This is a genomic window from Aquamicrobium zhengzhouense (assembly GCF_016124105.1).
In the GTDB taxonomy this organism is placed as follows: Bacteria; Pseudomonadota; Alphaproteobacteria; order Rhizobiales; family Rhizobiaceae; genus Aerobium; species Aerobium zhengzhouense.
On record NZ_JADGMQ010000016.1, the window covers coordinates 44180 to 63748 of the forward strand.

The following is a 19569-nucleotide window of genomic DNA, read 5'->3' on the forward strand; positions in this document are numbered from 1 at the left end:
TGACTATGCATTTTGAACATGAAGGTCACCTGAAGACCCCGGCGCTCGAAGCAGCGATCGCAAGACATATCGTCTCCGTTAGGTTCGAAGACCTCGACGCGGAAACCATCGATGCTGCACGTCGCACGCTTCTTTGGGCCACCGCCACGGCTGTCGCCGGATCAGCGGCTGATGGCTCCGACGGCGTCATCCGCTTTGTGACGGCTTCGGGAGGACACCAACAGGCCACCCTCATCGGCACAGGGTTGAAAGCACCGGCAGCAGACGCGGCGTTCGCCAACGCCGTTTTTGCCAAGGCGCATGAGTATGAAGACAAATACTGGCTTGATAATGCGGGCGGCTTCGCGATTGGATTCGCAGTTGCCCCCGCCGTTCTTGCTGCCGCGGAGGCCAAGGGTGGCGTGAGCGGCCGGGAAGTCCTGACCGCAATCGCTGTTGGCGTTGACCTCCAGGCTCGCCTCTTGTCGGCCATCCGCGGGGAAATATCACCGGTCTGGACGCCGTGGAACTCGACCTACCTCTTCTGCAATTACGGCGCGACGGTTGCCGTCGGAAAGGTTTTGGGACTGGACGAAGAGCAAATGCTGGATGCGCTTGGTCTCATCCATGCGCAGGCTTGCGGCAACTTCCAAGGGCAGATGGAAGGTGTGCTCGGCATCCGGATGCAGGGTGGTTTTGCCGTCCGCAACGCGTTCCATGCCGTGTCGCTCGCGCAGAACGGCATTTCGGGCGCGCGGCAGTTCCTATCCGGGCGGTTCGGCTTCTACAAACTCCACTACCCGAACCACACGATCGACTACGACTCCATCCTCAATGGCCTTGGCAAGGATTTTCTCGGCAGGCATCTTGGCTTCAAAGGATATCCATGCGGGGTCGTCGCCCATCCCGTTCTTGATGCGGTCAGGCAGCTTTTGCCGCAGTTTACGCTCGAAAATCTTGATACGCTGATTGTCGAGGGAAGCCCCACCCTCTACATCATGACGGAACCGCGCGAGCGGAGGCTCAATCCACATAATGGCATTGACGCCCAGTTCAGCCTGCCGTGGGTCATCGCCTGCACCTTGCGTGACGGAACTCTGAAGCTGAACCACTTCGATGATGCGCTGGTTCACAACCCGGATTTGATTGCGCTTGCCCACAAGGTGGAGGTAGACAGGCAGGAAGGTCGTGAGAGCGTTACCGTCGAGGTGCGCCTGAAGGACGGGAACGTATTTCGTTCCGAGCCTGTGGCCTACTGCTCCGGCCACCCTAAGAACCCCGTCACAACAGAGACCATGATTCAGGTCTTTAAAGATCATCTGTCCCTGGCCGCCAAACCTATCGATGCGCAGAAAGGTGATGACCTCATCAGCCGCTTCGTCAATGTGGAGCAGGCATTGCACGTGTCCGACTTGTTCAACGGGCTTTAGGAGATTCCACGGCGGGGGTGCAAAGCGCTTCCGCCAGAATCCGGTTATCCGCACGGAGGAGGTGCAAATGACCGCTCAAACAGACAAAGCGCCAGAAATCGACCTAATTGAAGATGAGGGGCCAGCACCTGACAGCAGTACGGGTGGGATAGGTTTCGCTTCGCTCGTGTGCGTCGCCGCTATCGTCTTCTTGATCCAAGCCACAAATATTCAGACGCAGGCCGGGCTGTGGCCGAGCATGTTGGCAGGAACCCTCATCGTTCTGGCAGGTGCGCAGACAATATTCGCGATCTTGCAACGTATGCGGCACAATTCCGCAGCCCTTGAGCAGCAGGGCTCCGAGCCATTCTCACTACGGCGTATTTTCACAGCCGGTTGGCTGTTCGCCTATTGCCTTGTGGCGCAGTGGGTCGGCTTCGGTCCGGCTATGCTCGTCTTCGTGCCCGTCTACATGTTCGTGATGGGGTACCGGAAACCACTCTGGATCGTCGCAGTGACCGCAGGCTTTGCCGTCGGCCTGACCTTGATGTTCGACACCGTTGCGAACGTTCCTGTCTGGAGCTCGCGCCTTTAGGCGCAGGACCCCCAATTTAGGACATGACTATGAGCCCGATCTGGGAAGCTATAACTGTATTATTTTCGTTCAACGGCCTTTTTCTCGCCACCGTCGGCTTTCTGATCGGCTGCGTTGGAGGTGCGATGGTCGGAATTGGGGGCGCGCTTACGACGGCTCTCGTGATCCCTTTCACTTTGTCGATGACGCCTGCCGACGCGATGATTATCCTCATCGGTGTCTATAGCGGGGTCTCATATGCGGGAAGCATCCCGTCAATCCTCATCAACACACCGGGAGGACCAAGCTCTGCGGCTGTGACCCTGGACGGCTATGCAATGGCCCGACGAGGTGAAGGTGCGACTGCGATTGCTATCTCCGCCACCGCCTCCGCCTTCGGCGCACTGTTCGGCGGGCTGTGCCTCATCGTTGCGCTGCCTTTTCTGGAATATCTGGCGATGGCGTTTGGGTCTCCGGAATTCCTGATGTTCGGACTCTTCGGCCTCGCCTCTATCGTCGCAGCATCCGATACCGGTTATCTCAAGGGGTTCACTGCGGGCATCCTCGGCGCGCTACTGGCCACGATTGGCGCGAGCATGCTCGATGCGAATCCCCGTTTCACCTTCGGCATCAGCGACCTTGTCGACGGCATCGACCTCGTCGCTGTCATGATCGGTCTATTTGCGTTTTCGGAGATGGTCCGCCTGTCGCGAAATCCAAACTCCATCTCCAACTCTCTAGCCGGACTTGGGAGCATGTGGCGGGGGATAGTCTACGCAATCCGTGAATGGAAGGCGATTGTACGTGGATCTGGGATGGGCATTCTGGTCGGCTTCGTGCCCGGCGAGGGCGGCACCGTGGCGACCTTCATGTCGTACATCACTGAAAAGCAATTGAGCAAAGAGCCCGAACGTTTCGGCAGGGGACACCCCGCTGGTATCGCCGGACCTGAAGCGGCGAACAATTCGGTCATTGGCGGTTCCCTGGTCCCGACCTTATCCTTCGGCATTCCGGGCAGCGTATCAACGGCCCTGCTCCTGACCGCGCTGATGCTCCACGGTATCCGACCTGGACCGACCCTGTTTACGAACGACGTCGTCATTCTCTACACGATCATCGGTTCGATCCTGTTTGGCGCCGTGCTTACAATGATCGTCGGTTTGACAATGTCGCGACCATTGTCGTTGCTTACGATAATCCCAATCCCTATTCTCGTACCGCTGGTTTGCGTGATCTCCGTGGTCGGGATCTATGCAGCTAGCTTCAACTATAGCCATATCTTCGTGGCGCTCGCGGCCGGCGCGCTGGGTTACGCGTTCATCCGCCTCCGCTATCCCGTTGTGGCTTTCCTGCTAGGCTTCATCGTCGGCCCGCTTGCGGAAGAAAATTTCATGCGGACCTGGCAGATCACCCAGGGAAACTTGTGGGAGGTTCTGGCGCGACCGATCTGTGCGGTGCTGTTCCTTCTCACCCTGATCGTCATGCTCCGCCCGCTGTGGCGACTTCTGATCAACAAAAAATGGAAGAAAGTGTCAGCTTGACACTTTCTTCCAAAGGCCGGCGCCTAGTCGGCCTTTTTACGTCGCGTGTAACCGTGGGCATCCTGAGCGGATAAAGCATTATCCGGCGACTTAACCACGCAATCGTTCAATTGGTCTCGGTCTGCGGTAAAGCCCAATCCCGGAGCCTCTGGGATAGTCAGGACGTTTGCGACAGGATCCGGAGCGCCCTTGAAAAACCGTTTTCCAGCTTCCCACATGCCGTAGTGAAACTCGACCCGACCGCCATTCATTAATCCGGCCATTAGGTGCATATTGAAAATCGGCCACCCCCCGCCGTTGGCAACTGGCAGATTAAATGCTTGCGCCATATGCGCCACCTTGAGGGATTCCGTGTATCCACCATTGTAGCAGCAGTTGGGCTGCACGAAATCGACGGCCTGATGCAGTATCAAATCACGAAACCGCCAGCGATGACCTTCCATCTGGCCGGCAGCTAGCGGAATCCGCGTATGCATGCGCAGATCCGCCATTGCACGTGTATCGTTCTGGTGAACGGGCTCCTCGAACCAAGTTATTCCGCAATCCTCGATCTCGCGACACAGGAGCCGAGCTTCAGCGGGGTTGAAGAAGTAGTTTCCGTCGATCAGAAGTTCGACATGATCTGGAATGGCCCGGCGTACGGCTCTCACGCGGCGCGCATCTTCCTTCCAGTCGTGACCGTCGTCGCCAACAACCATTTTGATCGCATCAAAGCCCATTCCGACAAATTTGTTGGCGTACTCAGCGAGTTCCTCATGGTTGAAGTAGGCGTAGCCGAACGTGGCATAAGCCGGGCAGTGATTGGAGTAGCCACCCAGTAGTTGCGCGACGGTCCGCCCCTCCGCCTTGCCGCGCAAATCCCAGAGGGCGATGTCGATAGCGGAAAGAGCGTTTGAAACCACTCCGGTATAAGTCCGCGGGTTCAGCTTCTTCCAAACCGCGTGATGGATCTTCTCGGTTTCCCGAACATCCATCCCCTTAAGAACCGGGAATATATGATCTTGGATGCAGGGCATGACCGCCCATGGCAGGAACTGTCCAGTCACGCCGAAGCCCGTCAGCCCGCATTCGGTCTCGACTTCTACAAATACGAATTGTCGCTGCTCGAGTGCTTCGGCGATCCCCTCAATCCGGATCGCATGCCGATGTAGACTGGCCGTGATATTCGCAATCTTCAAGTTTTCCTCCCAAAACAAGTGCAAAATAACATCATCTTTGATGTTGCATTGACACTATAGTGCGCGCATTTTACTCATAACAGCGGAATTTTTTTCGCACATACGAATTTTGGGAGGATTCAATTGAGTAAAAATGAGCTTATGTTCAAGGGCGCTTTGAAGATTGTGAGGGAGTGCGCAAACCTGCGTGCGGGGGAGAACGTCCTGATCGTGACGGACCCTGAACGCTATTCGTCCGCCTTGATGGTCGCCGCCGCCGCCCGCGCTATAGGGGTAGAACCCGTCATCGCTTCCATGTCGCCCAATCAGCTTGATGGGCAGGAGCCACATCCACTTGTCGCCCAACTCATGACCTCCGGAAAGGTGGATGTCCTATTCATGATGGTCACGAGATCGATAGGACATTCGCGCGCTGCGATTGAGGCTGTGCGCAAGGGAGCTCGCTCTCTATCAATGACCAAATTCGAAGAGGAGCAATTCTACCGCGGCGGTCTTCTGGCTGATTTCGAAGCTCAGAAGCCGCAATGCGACGCAATGGCGTCCAAGCTAACCCAGGCTCGGGTCGCACGACTCACCAGCAGGGCCGGCACGGACATCACGTTCAACCTCGAAGGGCGGAATGGTAACTCCCATTCCGGGATTGTTCGGGAACCCGGCGATGTGACGGCGCTCGTCCATATCGAGGCTAATATCTCACCTGTCGAGGGCGTCAGCGAGGGTCGTATTGTTGTCGACGGCAGCATCCCAAACTTCGATATTGGAGTGATCCACCAGCCAATCGAACTCATCGTCGAGAAAGGTAACGTCGTCTCGATCAGCGGAGGGCCGCAGGCGGAGAGGCTTCGCAAGATCTTGGCTCGGAACGAAGGCGAAGGAATCTACAATATCGCGCAGCTCGCAGTCGGCTTAAATCCAGAATGCGTTGCATTCAATGGACAGTTTTCAAATGAGCACGGCGTCTATGGAAGCTGCCACATCGGAATTGGCACCAGCGAGACGATCGGCGGATCCGTGCGGGCCGATCTGCACTTCGACGTGATGTTGCAGGCACCGACGCTGACACTCGACGGGGTCGACGTTGTCAAAAATGGCGAAGTGCTGGTTTAAGAACAACGACCGGCGGCGTGCTGCCGGTCCTTCCTTCTGCCTTCCCTAAACCCGCCGGGATCGTCGTCGGAAGATCAGGGTGAACACCGCAAGCACGGGGAAGATGGCGAGCGAGGCAAACGCTGCCTCCCAGGAGCCCGTCCAGTTGATCAGGAAGGGAAACAGGAGCGGGCCGATGATGACCCCGGCACCCGTGGTTACCATCACCCCCGAGGCCGCGTCGATCAGGCTGTCGGGCTTTGCGAGACGCATCACCTCAGCAACTTGAACGCCACTCCAGCCCGCCGCGGCAATACCTGTGATCAGGGCGAGAATGCCGAGCACGAGCCCGTTCGAATAAGGCGCGATGGCGGGTAGGATGCATGTAGTCACCGCGGTTCCAATCAGTGCCCAGACCAGCACGGATCGCGGCGTGAGGATTTTGTCGGCTCCCCAACCCAGCATAAGGCGTCCGAGGAACGCACCGGTCTGCAGCACCGCGAAAATGTAGCCGGAGACGATGGGCGGAATGCCAATTTCCACCGACAGATAGGTCGGGAGGTAGACTAGCCACGCGCTGTGGACCAGCGAGAGTATGAAACCGGTCATTGCCAGGCTGCGCAATGTTGGATCTAGCATCACGGTCCGCATTGGACCGGTGACATTGCGCATGTTGAACATGCCGCCATTGCGCGTCGTTTGCGCATCGAGCGCACGCAGCTGCCCGTAGAGCGGGATCAAAGCCAGCGCGCCGATGAGAAGCGGAATGGCTGCCGTGACCAATGCCGTGTACAGCCCATAAGTAAGCGCAACGGCAGGAAGCACCAGGCCCGATAACACGCCGCCCAAGGCTGGCGCTGACAGCTTGATAGAAAAGATCAGGGAGCGATGGCCCTGCGGCGAGTGATTCTGCAGCAGGTCGTTACCGACAGGATGAGACGGTGCGTGGGAGAAGCCGATCAATATCCCGGCCAGCAAGGGCATTCCCACGGCTGGCACGGCAAGCATCGCAAGTCCTGCCACTCCGCTTCCTAAGCCGAGCAAAATACCTCTGGCGGATCCGAGATGGCGAAAGACCCCTGCCCCGATCAATACAAAACCGACCGAGCCAACATTTGCGATCGTCGAGACATGGCCAATGAGTTCGGGCGTCCAGCCATGGTTGACGATGAGGTCCGGTCCGAGAACCGGCACGACGCGCATCAGGGTCGTGGCGGCGCAATGCGCGATGCAGACGACCAGAAGTACAAGCCGCCAGTCAGGTTGCCGGCTGTCCAGTGGTGACCTCAAGATCCATCCTCGAGCCACTTGTTTTTGCGCTGCGCGAGGATGTCGCAAAGCATGTCAGTGTCCATGCCAACAAAGGCAAGTGGTGCGATGCCAAGATCGACGAGCTTCGCAAACACATCCGGAGAACCTGCGCCGCCAGCTATCACCGAGATGCCATGTTTGCCGCACACCTCGGTAACACGTCGGCAGGCGCCGACTACCTCCGCATGCCCCGGCTCCCCCGGATAGCCCATCGAGGTTGAAAGGTCATTGAGGCCAAGTGCGATCAGGTCTATGCCTTGCACGGACATGATCTCATCGATCCGATCAATGCCTTCCGGCGTTTCGATCAGCAGTTGAACGATGGCAGCGTGATCAGCACGACGCATAGTATCTGACGGCGACAAACGGGTGTACGCCAGTTGCGGCAGCAGCGCGTTTTGAGATCGACTTCCGTGAGGAGGGAATCGGCAGGCAGAAACCGCAGCATGCGCCGTCTCCGCATTATGGATGTGCGGGAATATGATGCCGCCCGCGCCCCCATCGAGCAAAGGACCAACGAGGCCGTTCATCCCCTCCGGGACACGTACCCAGCCACCAAGCCCCAGTGACGCTGCCATCGAGGCGAGCGACGCCGCCGTTTCGATGCTGATTGGAGCATGCTCCATATCAATCCAGACTAGGTCATAGCCTGAGGAGGCGGCGAGACGCACGATCTCGGGTGTTCTGGCATTGCGAAGACCAAGGGCGACGCATCTTTCTCCAGACTTCAGCCTGTCGAGAATGCGTCTGCCCCCCACCTCGAAGGGGTGGCGATCATTGAATGCTTTGGTCATCGCGATGTGCCTCCCCCTTGCGCTATCGCTCACACCGCCTTTTCGAGTTCAGGCAGGATGGTGAAGAGGTCACCGACGAGGCCGTAGTCTGCGACCTGGAAGATCGGGGCTTCCTCGTCCTTGTTGATCGCGACGATGACCTTCGAGTCCTTCATGCCAGCAAGGTGCTGGATAGCACCCGAGATGCCGACGGCGATGTAGAGTTCTGGGGCAACGACCTTGCCGGTCTGGCCGACCTGCCAGTCGTTCGGGGCGTAGCCCGCGTCGACCGCTGCACGGCTCGCGCCAATTGCAGCGCCGAGCTTGTCGGCGATCGGAACGATAACTTCCTCAAACTTTTCCGAAGAACCCAGCGCACGACCACCCGAGATGATGATCTTGGCCGAGGTCAGTTCCGGACGATCGCTTTCCGACAGCTTGTTCTCAACAAAGGTCGAGACGCCCGGGTTAGCGGCAGCTGCAACCGTTTCGATCGAGGCCGAACCACCTTCGCCAGCGGCTGAGAAGGACGCGGTGCGAACGGTGATGACCTTCTTGGCATCGGACGACTGAACCGTCTGGATCGCGTTGCCGGCATAGATCGGACGCTTGAAGGTGTCCGCAGAGACGACCTCGGTGATTTCCGAGATCTGCATGACGTCGAGAAGTGCAGCAACGCGCGGCAGGACGTTCTTGCCGGTGGTGGTGGCCGGCGCAACGATGGCATCATAGCCACCAGCCAGCGACACGATCAGCGCAGCGGTCGGCTCGGCAAGACGCTCTGCAAGCTCGTCAGCATCAGCAACGAGAACCTTGCGCACGCCAGCGAGCTTGGCAGCAGCATCGGCGACAGCCTGCGCGCCCTTGCCAGCAACGAGCACGTCGACGTCGCCGCCGATTTGCGAAGCTGCGGTCAGCGCCTTGTTGGTCTGATCCGACAGGGTTGCGTTGTCATGTTCGGCAACGAGAAGAATAGCCATTGGTAAAACTCCCTTTCCCGAAATCAGATGACGCCAGCGGACTTGAGGCTGGAGACGAGCTCCGCCACGTCCTTGACCTTGACGCCTGCCTTGCGGCCGCCCGGCTCTTCGGTCTTCAGAACCTTGAGGCGCGGCGCAACATCGACGCCGTAATCAGCAGCCGACTTTTCATCGAGCGGCTTCTTCTTGGCCTTCATGATGTTTGGCAGCGATGCATAACGCGGCTGATTGAGGCGAAGATCGGTGGTGACGATCGCCGGCAGCTTGATGTCGACGACCTGCAGGCCGCCATCAACTTCGCGGGTGACCTGGGCGGAACCGTCGGAAAGCTCGACCTTCGAAGCAAACGTGCCCTGCGACCAGCCGAGCAGCGCCGACAGCATCTGGCCGGTCTGGTTGGCGTCGTCGTCGATCGCCTGCTTGCCGAGGATGACGAGCTGCGGGCCTTCGGCCTCAACAACACCCTTCAGAAGCTTGGCGACCGTGAGCGGCTCGACCACATCGTCGACCTTGACGAGGATGCCGCGGTCAGCGCCCATGGCGAGCGCGGTGCGGATCGTTTCAGCCGCCTGCGCCGGGCCGATCGACACGACCACGATCTCCTCGACCTTGCCCGCTTCCTTCAGACGGATCGCCTCTTCGACGGCAATCTCGTCGAACGGGTTCATCGACATCTTCACATTGGCAAGCTCAACGCCCGAGCCATCCGACTTCACGCGGATCTTAACGTTGTAGTCTACGACCCGCTTGACTGGGACTAGTACTTTCATGGCTACCTAGCTCGATAAATGGAATAAGGTTCAGGTGCCGGGCCCGGGGTCCGGCACCCATTGGATTACTCAGCCCAGCGCGGCTTCCGCTTCTCGACAAATGAGGCGAGGCCTTCCTTGGCATCGCTCGTCTGCGCGGTCAGCATGATCTGGCTTTCGGCAAAAGCGATCGCTTCATGGAAGTTCATGGTCTCCATGGCGTTGATCGCCTGCTTCATACGCTTGGTGGCAACCGGCGATGCGCCTTTGACCTTTTCCAGAAGCGCATCGACCCGTGCGTCCAATTCGTCATTTGGCACGACGTAATTGACGAGACCGATCTCCCGCGCACGCTGCGCGTCGATCAGATCACCAGTGAGGATCAGTTCGAGCGCATGACGCGGATGGATCAGGTTACGGAAATAGACCTGCACCTGAACCGGGATAACGCCGACCTTGGTCTCCGGCAGGCCAAACCGAGCATGGTCTGCAGCGACAACCAGATCGCACAGCGACATCAACGCCGTGCCGCCGGCGACGCAGGCGCCATTGATACGGCCAATGATCGGAATGCCCATCTGACGGACGACGCGCGCCAGACGACCAAAATCGGTGGTCGGCTCATCAATGAGATCGCCAAAGACCGAGGTACCCTGTTGAAGGTCGCCGCCAGCGCAGAATGCCTTTTCACCTACGCCGGTGAGTACGACTGCACGAATCTGAGGATCGGCAGATGCCTGGAGCATCCCCGCCTTGATACCCTCAATGACCGACTCGTTGATCGCGTTGCGACGTTCTGGGCGATTGATCGTGATCCAGAGCGTCGTACCACGGATCTCGACAAGAACAGGAGCTTCCTGTGTCATTTCCGTTCTCCCCCTCAGGCCTTGATAAGGCCTTGTTCGACCCAGCTCTGCGGGACCGAAATCATCATTTCCAGCGTCATCTGACCGAACGCCTTGCCTTGCGGATCGATACGAAGCGAGGCCATTCCGCCACCGCCTAGCGCACCCTGCATCAGGAAGTTCACCGCGTTGAGGCCGGGAGCCTCGAAGCGTTGGGCGGGACCTTCCACAAGGCCTTCAAAATGGGCAAGCATCTTCTCCGGGGTGACCTCTCGGCGGATCACAGGCAAGAATTCAGGCCGACGCGCAATGATCGCGACGTTAGATGAATCGCCCTTGTCGCCTGAGCGCGCATACGCAACCGCCAAGAGCGGAACCTCAACCTCTGGCTCGCTCGATGGTCCGGCTACCTCCCCTTCAGGACGCGTCGGGAGCGGAATGTCGACGCCAACCGGGATAGTGATCGGCTGATCCACGCCGCCCATATTCAGCACCGGCGCAGCCATCTTTGCCTTCTCGATATAGAAGGTGAAGAGGCGGACAACTGGTGTAGCCTTTGGACGACCACCAAAGATGCCGGTTGTACCCGGCGAGAACGACAGGCCGATAGATCCCGTTTCTTTCGAGAACAGGTCGAGGGCCTGCCGGCTCGGATGCTGAACCACACAGCGCAGCAGAACTTCGCGTGTCGCACGCGCCTTGGACCCGCCGGCATAGCTTGCCTCTGCACCGAGTGCCTCGACATGCGTCGCAGTGAAGTCAGGCAGACCACGGGTAGCGAATTGCATCTGCGCGCGAGCGATCATCGCAGCGGCGGTGCGCTCAGCCTTGCGGGCTGCATCCGGGCCGACGATCGAGATCGTCGCCACGGCACGGAAACCGTCCTGATACGTTGCCGACACCTTGTAGGTCGTGCTTGGGGCGCGGCCACGCGCTCCCGTAACGAGAACCCGATCCGGACCTTCCTGCGTGCATTCAACACCGGAGAAGTCTGCGGTGACGTCCGGCAGCATGTACGCCGACGGATCACCAATCTCGTAGAGGACCTGCTCTGCCACAACTTGCGGCGCGATCAGGCCACCGGTTCCCTCAGGCTTGGATAGAATGAATGCGCCATCTCCGCGGCATTCCGCAATCGGGTAGCCGATGTTCTCCCAACCCGGGACATCTTCCCAATCGGTGTGGGTGCCACCGGTTGCCTGCGGACCACATTCGAGAACGTGACCAACGAGACTGCCAGCAGCGAGGCGATCATAATCGTCTTCCGCCCAGCCGAACTCATGCATCAGGATGCCGAGCGCAAGCGCACTGTCGGCGCAGCGCCCGGTAATGACGATATCCGCGCCCTGATCGAGCGCCGCCTTGATCGGCAACGCGCCAAGATAGGCGTTGGCGGTCAACATTTCTGCCGGAAGCCCACGCCCCGAATGCGCATCGCGAACATCGGCTGCGCGCATGTCGTCGAGAAGAGGCATGACATCGTCGCCGGTCACGACGGCGATCTTGACCGAAAGGCCCAGTTCATCAGCGACCGCCTGGAGTGCATCTCGGCAACCCGACGGGTTCACGCCACCACCGTTGGTGACGACCTTGATGCCTCGCTCGGAGATCTGCTTCAGGGTGGGGTTCATGTAATTGATGAAGTCCGGCGGGAACCCGGCTGACGGATCCTTCATCTTTGCTCTGGCCAAAAGCGACATCGTCACTTCCGCCAGATAGTCCATCATCAGGTAATCAACCTGAGCGGTCAGGAGCTGCGGGATCGCCATGGGGCTGTCGCCCCATGCGCCCGAAGCACCGCCGATGCGCACAATCTTGTCGCTCACGGTTCTCTCTTTCTGGACTTAGTAGGACTTCGGCAGCCCGAGCACGCGCTCTGCGATATGGCAGAGGATAAGTTCGCGCGATACCGGCGCCAAACGCATGCCTACAGCCTCGCGGAAGTAGCGCTCAACGTTGAACTCGGAAGCGTAACCCATGCCGCCATGCGTACGCACTGCGCGGTCGCATGCGTGGAAATTCGCGTCAGCGCTCATGTACTTGGCGGCATTTGCCTCCGGACCACACGGCTGTCCAGCGTCGTAAAGCTCTGCTGCACGCAGAACCATCAGTTCTGCAGCCATCAGTTCTGACCAGCTCTCAGCCAGCGGGTGCTGGATCGATTGGTTCATGCCGATCTGACGACCGAACACGACACGATCCTTGGCGTACTGGACAGCCTTCGACAGCGCGCGACGGCCAACGCCGATGCACTCTGCCGCGTTGAGGATGCGCTCCGGGTTGAGGCTGTCGAGGATGTAACGGAAGCCCTTGCCTTCCTCGCCGATCCGATCCTCGACCGGGATCTCGAGATTATCGATGAACAGCGCATTGGAGTCGACAGCTGCACGGCCCATCTTGTGGACCTCACGCGCTTCGATCTTGCTGCGATCAAAGTCCGTGAAGAAGATCGACAGGCCATCGGTCGGCTTCTTGCACTCCTCAATCGGGGTCGTGCGGGCGAGCAGCAGGATCTTGTCGGCAATCTGTGCCGTCGAGATCCACATCTTGCGGCCATTGACGATGTATTTGTCGCCTTGACGCACGGCCCGCGTCTTGAGCTTGGTGGTGTCGAGGCCAGCATCCGGCTCGGTCACGCCGAAGCAGGCACGGATCTCTCCCTTGATCAGCGGAACCAGCCAGCGCTCCTTCTGTTCAGGGGTGCCGTGCACGACGATCGAGTGCGGCCCAAAGATGTTGATGTGAACTGCCGAGCAAGCCGCGAAGCTGCCCGCTGATGCACCAATAACCTGCATCATGATCGCAGCTTCAGTCACACCAAGGCCCGCACCGCCATATTCTTCCGGCATGGCAATGCCGAGCCAGCCGCCCTCGGCGATAGCTGATGTGAACTCAGTCGGGAACGAACCGGTACGGTCCTTTTCCTGCCAGTACTGATCGTCGAAACGATCGCAGATGGCCTTAACGGCGTCGCGGATTTCAGCGCGGTCCGGCGTGTTGGCAAGAGCGTCAAAATTCATGGCATGATCCTCGTCGTCTGGAGTGCGCGTTATCAGTTCGCGGCTGAATCGCGGGAGGGCACGAAGCCCAGAACTTCCTCGGTGTGCTCACCAAGATTTGGTGCAAGTCGCCTTATGGAAGCCGGGCTCGAGCTGAACTTGATGGGGAACCGGGCGTAGTTGATGGTGCCTTCGCTCGGGTGCTCGGCCTGCTCGAACAAGCCAACGGCCTTGAGATGCGGATCCTCGAAAAGGTCCTCGATGCTGTTGACTCCCGCCACCGGGATATCGATCGACCGGCAGAACTCGATCCACTCGGCATTGGTCCGGCTCGGCAGATGCTCGGCCAGGTACTGGCCGGCAAGCTCCGCATTTTGCGTGCGCAGTTCCTGTGTGGCAAAACGCGGATCCCGCTCGATCATGCCCGGATCGCCCACCAGCTCGCAGAAGGCATGCCAATGCTTGTCGAGGTAGACCACCAGCGACAGGTAGCCATCCTTGGTTTTGTATGGCCCGCGCACGCGCGACAGCAGGCGCTTGTAACCCATTGCCCCGATGTTCGGCTCAAATGCGCGCCCGCCCATGTGATCGGCAACGACGAACTGGGCCATCGTCTCAAACATCGGGACTTCAATTTCCTGGCCCTTGCCGGTGACCGAACGGTTGTAGAGAGCGCTCGTCAATGCAATCGTCAGATAAAGTCCGACCACCCGGTCGCAGATATTGACGGGCGCATAGCGCGGCGCGCCGTCCACCGCCTCGAACAGGCCCGAAATGCCTGAGGCAGCCTGCATCAGATCGTCATAAACCGCCTGGCCTGAGTTTGGCCCCTCGCTGCCGTAGCCGACTGCACCGCAAAAGATGATCTTCGGATTGATTGCTGACAGCGTCTCATAATCGATGCCGAGGCGCTTCATTGCCTGCGGGCGCACATTGTAGACTAGGATGTCGGCATCAGGGACCAGCGACAGCAGAGCCTCGCGACCTTCCTTCGACTTCAAATCAAGTACGACGCTGCGCTTGTTGCGGTTCGACTGAATGAAGAGCGGCCCCATGCTCTCGTGATGAGCCGGCCCGATATATCGCATCGAGTCTCCACCCGGACTTTCGATCTTGATCACGTCCGCGCCCAGATCCCCGAGGATCTGCGTCGCCGCCGGACCCATGATGACCGTCGTCAGGTCAAGAACGCGCACGCCGGCCAATGGACCCGTCGCAATCGCCTCGCTCCCAAGCGTTGAATTCCCGCTCATGCTTCCTCTCACTCACCGCCGCCCTACCTTTTTTCGGTAGTGCGAAACTTATTTCATTAATGCGAATTGGTAATTGATGTTCCGGACCTATGTCAAGCTGCGACGATGCCGGTTTGGGACACGCAGGCCACCAATTCACCGACGTCCGGCGCCTCGCTGATACCGGCAACCAAATCGAGCATCCGACCGATGGCGGCCTGATCCACGCCGAACTCGCTTGCCAGCCCCAGTGCGAATGCCTGGACTTGAGAAACAGACGGGCGGCCGACAGCCTCCTCGAGACTTTTCTCGACCACTCGCCCGGAAGATGTCGTTATGCGTAGGAGGCAGATGCGCTCCGCAACCTCCGACGTTGGAACCACGCGGATCTTGCTTGCATGCGCAAGGACGGAGGGGTCGCTAAGCTGCTCAAGGTCAGAGAGGGCCAGGCGGCCATACGCCAAGCCGTTTCCAAGGCAGAATTGCGCACTCATTTTCGTGGCAGTGGCGCTGGAAAACGGACCGGGATTATCGATGCCGGTATAGCCAGCCTCGTACGGGTTCAAATGCAAGTCGAGGCTGGACACGTCTTCGCCGTGCAAACCTTCGCGGGCAAGCAATTCGCACAAGAGCTGCATCGGCCCTTGCAAAATTGCGCAGGCCGGGAATGGCTTGACGGTAACTTCTTCGATCTGCCAGTGGCCATAATCGGCCACGGCCTCGACAGCGGGACCGGCAACCCCTGCATAAGCGTTGTAAAAGCCACGCGGCCCTTCAAGCGCATATTTGGCGGCTGTCGCCCCTGCACCCGCGGCGCGGGCAGCTTCAATTCCGCTTCGGGCTGCAAAGCCCAACTGCAGCGGAAATTCTGCGCTTCCCTCGTGCCAGACCTGAGAAAGCCCACCGGACATATGAGTGGCAAGCCCGAGCGCGTGCCCAGCCTGAACGGGATCCAGCTTCAGAAGGCGCGCAGCAGCAGCCGTCGCCCCGAACACGCCGAAGACTGCCGCCGCACGATATCCCCGCTTCGAGATGAGCTGGTCGAAGTCGCGACCGACGCGGCACAGCACCTCGTAACCAATGATGATCGCGTCAAGAAACTCGCCCCCCGACGCGCCGGTTTCCTCCGCAATCGCCAGAGCGGCGGCCATGACAGGCGCTCCTGGGTGAGATGTGGAATCTGGATGTGTGTCATCCTGCGAGCGCGCATGAAATAGCGCTCCATTGGCGAAAGCAGCCGCATCCGTTGAGACGCGCGCTCCATTATGAAGCAAAGTCGCCTGCGCGGGAGCGGCGTGACAGGACACCGCAAGACGAAAGGCCACCTGCTCTCGACGACGGCCGGCCATGGCGACTGCAAGATTGTGGATGAGTGAAACCCGCGCCCGCTCACGTGCTGCCTCCGAAATATCGGCCGGCATCGTCGTTGTGATCACTTCTCCGAAAAACTCGGTCAGACTCTTCATCATCTCTCCTCCCGCACTCACTTGCCCTTCATCCGGATTCGGATAAGAATTCGTGGTAGCGAATATTTATACGCTGTGAGGAATTTGATAGGAGGCGCGAGCGTCGGCCGTCAAGCCGTCAGCGGGGGAGCACAGACATGAACACGACCAATACAACCGCCGACAGCGGGTTTCGCGCGGCATTGCGCAGACACAGGCTGCAAAAAGTGCACACCCCGGGTGATTTTCGTGCCGTCGCGCAAAAGCGACTGCCGAAGATGGTCTTCGACTACATTGATGGCGGCGCGGGACAGGAATTGAGCATCCGCGAAAATCGAGCCGCCATCGAAGAGATTCGGCTGGTACCGTCCGCACCGCACGATGTCAGCGCCTGCGATATGTCGGTCTCGCTGTTGGGCGAGACACTTTCTCTTCCCATCATCATCGGACCAACCGGCCTCGCATCCGCTTCATGGCCGAAGGGCGAGATCGAATTTGCGAAGGCAGCTGCGCGCCATGGCACCCGCTATGTAATGCCGAATGCCTCGAGCGTCGCACCGGACGCGGTTGCGCGCGCAGGCAGCGGCAATTCCTGGTTTCAGCTTTATCCACCACCTGACAGGGAGTTAGCGCGCAAATGGGTAGCGCAGGCACGGGACGCAGGTTTTACGGGACTTGAAGTGACGGTTGACGTAGCCGCTCCTGGCCAGCGCCATCGGGACTCGCGCAACGGCTTCGTCATGCCGTTCCGCTGGAGTCCAGGAAAAGCGCTGGATTGTGCGGCCCGCCCCGTCTGGGCCATGAAGATGCTTTATCACGGGCAGCCGACGCCGTATCTCCAGGTGGACGAGAATAAGAAGCAAAGCGAAGGTGCGGCCAACCAGTCGGAAAGTCGCAAACATCGCTTCACGCGTGCCTTGAGCTGGGATCTCCTGAAGCTGGTGCGCGATGAATGGCAGGGGCCGCTTCTGGTGAAGGGCCTCGTGGATCCCCGCCAGGCCTCCCTCGCGGTGCAAGCCGGCTACGATGGAATCGTCATATCGAACCATGGCGGGCGACAGCTCGACAGCGCGATCTCGCCGATGGAGGTGTTGCCCGAATTTCGTGCTGAGGTCTCGCGCGAATTCCCCCTTCTGGTCGATGGCGGTTTCCGCTCGGGCGTCGACGTCTGCAAAGCCATCGCATCAGGAGCCACTGCCGTGCAGCTTGGGCGCGTCGGGGTCTTCGCTCTGGCAACCGCGGGCGGCGCAGGGCTCGATCACATGTTTGCACTGTTTCGATCCGAGATCGAAAACACGATGGCACTGTGTGGCGTCACCCGTCTCGACCATCTGGGTCAGCACTCCATACGCCGCCGGCCATAGGGAAATGGGCATGATCAAAATTGCCGTACTCGACGATTATCAGCAACTTGCTCACACCTTCGCCCCGTGGGGCGATCTGGATGGGCGGGCGAAAATCGCATTTTTTCACGATACGCTTCATGACGAAGATGCGCTCGTTGAAAGACTGGCTGGTTTCGAAGTAATCTGCCTGATGCGCGAGCGTACACCTTTCGGAAAGGAGCTCTTTTCCCGGCTTCCTGATCTCAAACTGCTGACGACAACGGGAATGCACAACGCTTCCATCGATCTTGCAGCCGCCAACAAATATGGCGTGCAAGTCTGCGGAACGCGATCGGTCGGACATTCGACCGCCGAGCTTGCATTCGCCTTCCTCCTCAACCTTGCCAGAAATATCCCTGCCGAGATGAATTCGCTTGAGGCGGGAAGATGGCAATCAGGAGTTGGACGCGACCTGCACGGCGCGCGGCTTGGACTCATCGGACTTGGGCGTCTCGGTGAATTGATGGCGGGCTACGGACGCGCCTTCGGCCTGGACGTTGTCGCCTGGAGCACCAATCTGACCGCCGAAGTCGCTGAATTAAAGGGCGCGCGCAAGGTCAGCAAGGAGGAGCTCTTTGCGACCTCTGAATTCGTCAGCATCCATACGAGAATGTCGCCGCGCAGCCACAGCCTTGTCGGCCGCGCGGAGCTTGATCTGATGCGAGTAGACGCATTTCTCATCAACACGTCACGAGCGCAGATCGTCGACCAGACTGCCCTGATCGACGCGCTGAAAGGCGGACGCATCGCTGGCGCGGCACTAGATGTCTATGACATCGAGCCTTTGCCAGACGACCATCCGCTGCGCAGCGTTCCCAACCTGATGCTGACTCCGCATATCGGCTACGTGACGCGGGACACGTATCAGGTCTTCTATTCAGAGACGCTGGACGCCATCAAAGCCTGGCTTGATGGACGTCCGATCCGCGTCATCACCTGATAGTTGTTCAGGCGAAAAGCCCCTTGTCCTTCGCCCTGCGGACGACGATAGCGGCAATGGTGCGAAGCGCCGGAGTGTTCAATCCTGCGGCGCGCGCAAACTCCAGAGGTGCAAGAACGATCTCCGCGATTTCCATTGCGCGACCCTGCTCGAAGTCTTGCAGGAGAGACGGCTTGTGATCGAGCGTCTTCTTCAGCATTTCCTCCGGACGGAGTTCGTCGTTGAGGCGGTATCCATAAGCAGCGGCAATCGCCAGCCCCTCATTCACGAGGTCGAGATAGACCTCGCCAAGGGCCGGGTCTCGGCGCGCAATGGACGACTGGTTCCCCGTCGCGAGCGCAATCACCGACCCGCTCATGTTGAATAGCAGCTTCTTCCAAATCGCTTCGCGGATGTCATTGACCGGCAACGAACCGATTTCGGCAGCGCGCAACGCCTCGCGAAACGGCTCTGCGTCTCCATCGTGTTCAGGAACGATCGCCCCGATATCCATGCGGTTGGCACCTGGCGAGTTGTTGAACACCACACCCGGCTCACGCACTTCATTCGCGGAATAAATCAGGCCGCCGAGAATTTGCTCCGGACGCACCGCCTCAAGATAAGCATCCGAGAGCGCGAAGGACGGAAGCGCAGGCAAACGCTGCTCGATGTCTATCCCGAGCGGATACCACCAAGGCATCCCGTTTTGGGTGAAGAGTACGCGGGTTTCTGGTCCGACGAGCGGCTTCAGCCCTTCAGCGACAGAGGCAAGCGCGGTCGCTTTGACCGTGACGATGACCAGGTCCTGATGCCCCGGCTCTGATGAATCATCGGTCGCCGCCGGAAAGGTGACGATTTCTTCATCACCCGAGATCAGCGTGAGACCGCCAGATTTAATTGCAGCCAAATGCGGGCCTCGGGCTATCAGGGACACCTCGTGGCCCGCTTGCGCCAGACGAGCCCCGAAATGGCCGCCACCTGCCCCGGCCCCATAGATACAAACGCGCATGGCCCCTCCCTAAAATTCGCTGCAGCGCAAATAAATTCACTATCACGTAGAGGATTGCTGTCAAATCAGCTCTTCTGCATAATCCGCATATGCTCTGTCAGCCTCGCTTGACGTTTTGATCTCTGTGCAGGCATTAGTTTGGTGTCAGCCGCTCA

General features: G+C 59.2%; 17 protein-coding genes. 6 read left to right on the forward strand and 11 right to left on the reverse strand.

Annotated features, from left to right (window positions below; translation table 11 throughout):
- Window positions 1-5: 5 nt before the first annotated feature.
- From IOD40_RS17210 to IOD40_RS17220, 3 genes are all read left to right on the forward strand, one after another.
- Window positions 6-1409, forward strand: a complete 1404-nt coding sequence (locus IOD40_RS17210; protein WP_198477943.1) for an MmgE/PrpD family protein — start codon at window positions 6-8, stop codon at window positions 1407-1409.
- Window positions 1410-1476: 67 nt separating this feature from the next.
- Entirely contained in the window at window positions 1477-1983 is a 507-nt protein-coding gene (locus tag IOD40_RS17215; protein ID WP_198477944.1) for a tripartite tricarboxylate transporter TctB family protein, read from the forward strand.
- Window positions 1984-2012: 29 nt separating this feature from the next.
- Window positions 2013-3503 carry a tripartite tricarboxylate transporter permease gene (locus tag IOD40_RS17220; protein ID WP_198477945.1) on the forward strand — a complete coding sequence of 497 codons (1491 nt, stop codon included), beginning with the start codon at window positions 2013-2015 and terminating at the stop codon, window positions 3501-3503.
- 23 nt (window positions 3504-3526) lie between these two features.
- Here IOD40_RS17220 and IOD40_RS17225 read toward each other — a convergent pair whose 3' ends face one another.
- Window positions 3527-4681, reverse strand: coding sequence for a mandelate racemase/muconate lactonizing enzyme family protein (locus IOD40_RS17225; protein WP_198477946.1), 1155 nt, complete (start codon window positions 4679-4681; stop codon window positions 3527-3529).
- Between the two features lie 123 nt (window positions 4682-4804).
- On the opposite strand from IOD40_RS17225, the gene IOD40_RS17230 reads away from it, so the two are divergent.
- On the forward strand, window positions 4805-5788 hold the full coding sequence (locus IOD40_RS17230) for an aminopeptidase (protein ID WP_198477947.1): 984 nt from the start codon (window positions 4805-4807) through the stop codon (window positions 5786-5788).
- 45 nt (window positions 5789-5833) lie between these two features.
- Here IOD40_RS17230 and IOD40_RS17235 read toward each other — a convergent pair whose 3' ends face one another.
- The 9 genes from IOD40_RS17235 to IOD40_RS17275 form a co-directional block, all read right to left on the reverse strand.
- Window positions 5834-7057, reverse strand: a complete 1224-nt coding sequence (locus tag IOD40_RS17235; protein ID WP_198477948.1) for an MFS transporter — start codon at window positions 7055-7057, stop codon at window positions 5834-5836.
- On the reverse strand, window positions 7054-7872 hold the full coding sequence (locus IOD40_RS17240) for an HpcH/HpaI aldolase family protein (protein ID WP_198477949.1): 819 nt from the start codon (window positions 7870-7872) through the stop codon (window positions 7054-7056). The genes IOD40_RS17235 and IOD40_RS17240 overlap by 4 nt, the downstream gene beginning before the upstream one ends.
- A 29-nt stretch (window positions 7873-7901) precedes the next feature.
- Window positions 7902-8831, reverse strand: a complete 930-nt coding sequence (locus IOD40_RS17245) for an electron transfer flavoprotein subunit alpha/FixB family protein (RefSeq protein ID WP_198477950.1) — start codon at window positions 8829-8831, stop codon at window positions 7902-7904.
- Window positions 8832-8854: 23 nt separating this feature from the next.
- Window positions 8855-9601 (reverse strand): electron transfer flavoprotein subunit beta/FixA family protein, encoded by a 747-nt coding sequence (locus tag IOD40_RS17250; protein ID WP_198477951.1) that lies wholly within the window; start codon window positions 9599-9601, stop codon window positions 8855-8857.
- 65 nt (window positions 9602-9666) lie between these two features.
- Entirely contained in the window at window positions 9667-10446 is a 780-nt protein-coding gene (locus IOD40_RS17255; RefSeq protein WP_198477952.1) for an enoyl-CoA hydratase-related protein, read from the reverse strand.
- A 14-nt stretch (window positions 10447-10460) separates the two neighbouring features.
- Window positions 10461-12251 (reverse strand): acyclic terpene utilization AtuA family protein, encoded by a 1791-nt coding sequence (locus IOD40_RS17260; RefSeq protein ID WP_198477953.1) that lies wholly within the window; start codon window positions 12249-12251, stop codon window positions 10461-10463.
- Between the two features lie 18 nt (window positions 12252-12269).
- Window positions 12270-13445: an acyl-CoA dehydrogenase family protein gene (locus tag IOD40_RS17265; RefSeq protein ID WP_198477954.1), complete on the reverse strand. Its 1176-nt coding sequence runs from the start codon at window positions 13443-13445 to the stop codon at window positions 12270-12272.
- 32 nt (window positions 13446-13477) lie between these two features.
- Window positions 13478-14677, reverse strand: coding sequence for a CaiB/BaiF CoA transferase family protein (locus tag IOD40_RS17270; RefSeq protein WP_198477955.1), 1200 nt, complete (start codon window positions 14675-14677; stop codon window positions 13478-13480).
- Between the two features lie 92 nt (window positions 14678-14769).
- Window positions 14770-16122, reverse strand: coding sequence for an MmgE/PrpD family protein (locus tag IOD40_RS17275; protein WP_198477956.1), 1353 nt, complete (start codon window positions 16120-16122; stop codon window positions 14770-14772).
- A 137-nt stretch (window positions 16123-16259) separates the two neighbouring features.
- On the opposite strand from IOD40_RS17275, the gene IOD40_RS17280 reads away from it, so the two are divergent.
- Window positions 16260-17465, forward strand: a complete 1206-nt coding sequence (locus tag IOD40_RS17280; protein ID WP_198477957.1) for an alpha-hydroxy acid oxidase — start codon at window positions 16260-16262, stop codon at window positions 17463-17465.
- 10 nt (window positions 17466-17475) lie between these two features.
- The gene (locus IOD40_RS17285; protein WP_198477958.1) at window positions 17476-18426 is read left to right on the forward strand and encodes a D-2-hydroxyacid dehydrogenase family protein; all 951 of its coding nucleotides are present in this window, start codon (window positions 17476-17478) and stop codon (window positions 18424-18426) included.
- 7 nt (window positions 18427-18433) lie between these two features.
- On the opposite strand, the gene IOD40_RS17290 is transcribed toward IOD40_RS17285, so the two are convergent.
- Window positions 18434-19414 (reverse strand): ketopantoate reductase family protein, encoded by a 981-nt coding sequence (locus IOD40_RS17290; protein WP_198477959.1) that lies wholly within the window; start codon window positions 19412-19414, stop codon window positions 18434-18436.
- Between the last annotated feature and the right edge of the window lie 155 nt (window positions 19415-19569).

Bases quoted from the DNA above. Each gene is read 5' to 3' on its own strand.
- IOD40_RS17210 (WP_198477943.1), top strand. From the start codon at position 6: ATGCATTTTGAACATGAAGGTCACCTGAAGACCCCGGCGCTCGAAGCA.
- IOD40_RS17215 (WP_198477944.1), top strand. From the start codon at position 1,477: ATGACCGCTCAAACAGACAAAGCGCCAGAAATCGACCTAATTGAAGAT.
- IOD40_RS17220 (WP_198477945.1), top strand. From the start codon at position 2,013: ATGAGCCCGATCTGGGAAGCTATAACTGTATTATTTTCGTTCAACGGC.
- IOD40_RS17240 (WP_198477949.1), bottom strand. From the start codon at position 7,872: ATGACCAAAGCATTCAATGATCGCCACCCCTTCGAGGTGGGGGGCAGA.
- IOD40_RS17245 (WP_198477950.1), bottom strand. From the start codon at position 8,831: ATGGCTATTCTTCTCGTTGCCGAACATGACAACGCAACCCTGTCGGAT.
- IOD40_RS17250 (WP_198477951.1), bottom strand. From the start codon at position 9,601: ATGAAAGTACTAGTCCCAGTCAAGCGGGTCGTAGACTACAACGTTAAG.
- IOD40_RS17255 (WP_198477952.1), bottom strand. From the start codon at position 10,446: ATGACACAGGAAGCTCCTGTTCTTGTCGAGATCCGTGGTACGACGCTC.
- IOD40_RS17265 (WP_198477954.1), bottom strand. From the start codon at position 13,445: ATGAATTTTGACGCTCTTGCCAACACGCCGGACCGCGCTGAAATCCGC.
- IOD40_RS17270 (WP_198477955.1), bottom strand. From the start codon at position 14,677: ATGAGCGGGAATTCAACGCTTGGGAGCGAGGCGATTGCGACGGGTCCA.
- IOD40_RS17275 (WP_198477956.1), bottom strand. From the start codon at position 16,122: ATGAAGAGTCTGACCGAGTTTTTCGGAGAAGTGATCACAACGACGATG.
- IOD40_RS17280 (WP_198477957.1), top strand. From the start codon at position 16,260: ATGAACACGACCAATACAACCGCCGACAGCGGGTTTCGCGCGGCATTG.
- IOD40_RS17285 (WP_198477958.1), top strand. From the start codon at position 17,476: ATGATCAAAATTGCCGTACTCGACGATTATCAGCAACTTGCTCACACC.
- IOD40_RS17290 (WP_198477959.1), bottom strand. From the start codon at position 19,414: ATGCGCGTTTGTATCTATGGGGCCGGGGCAGGTGGCGGCCATTTCGGG.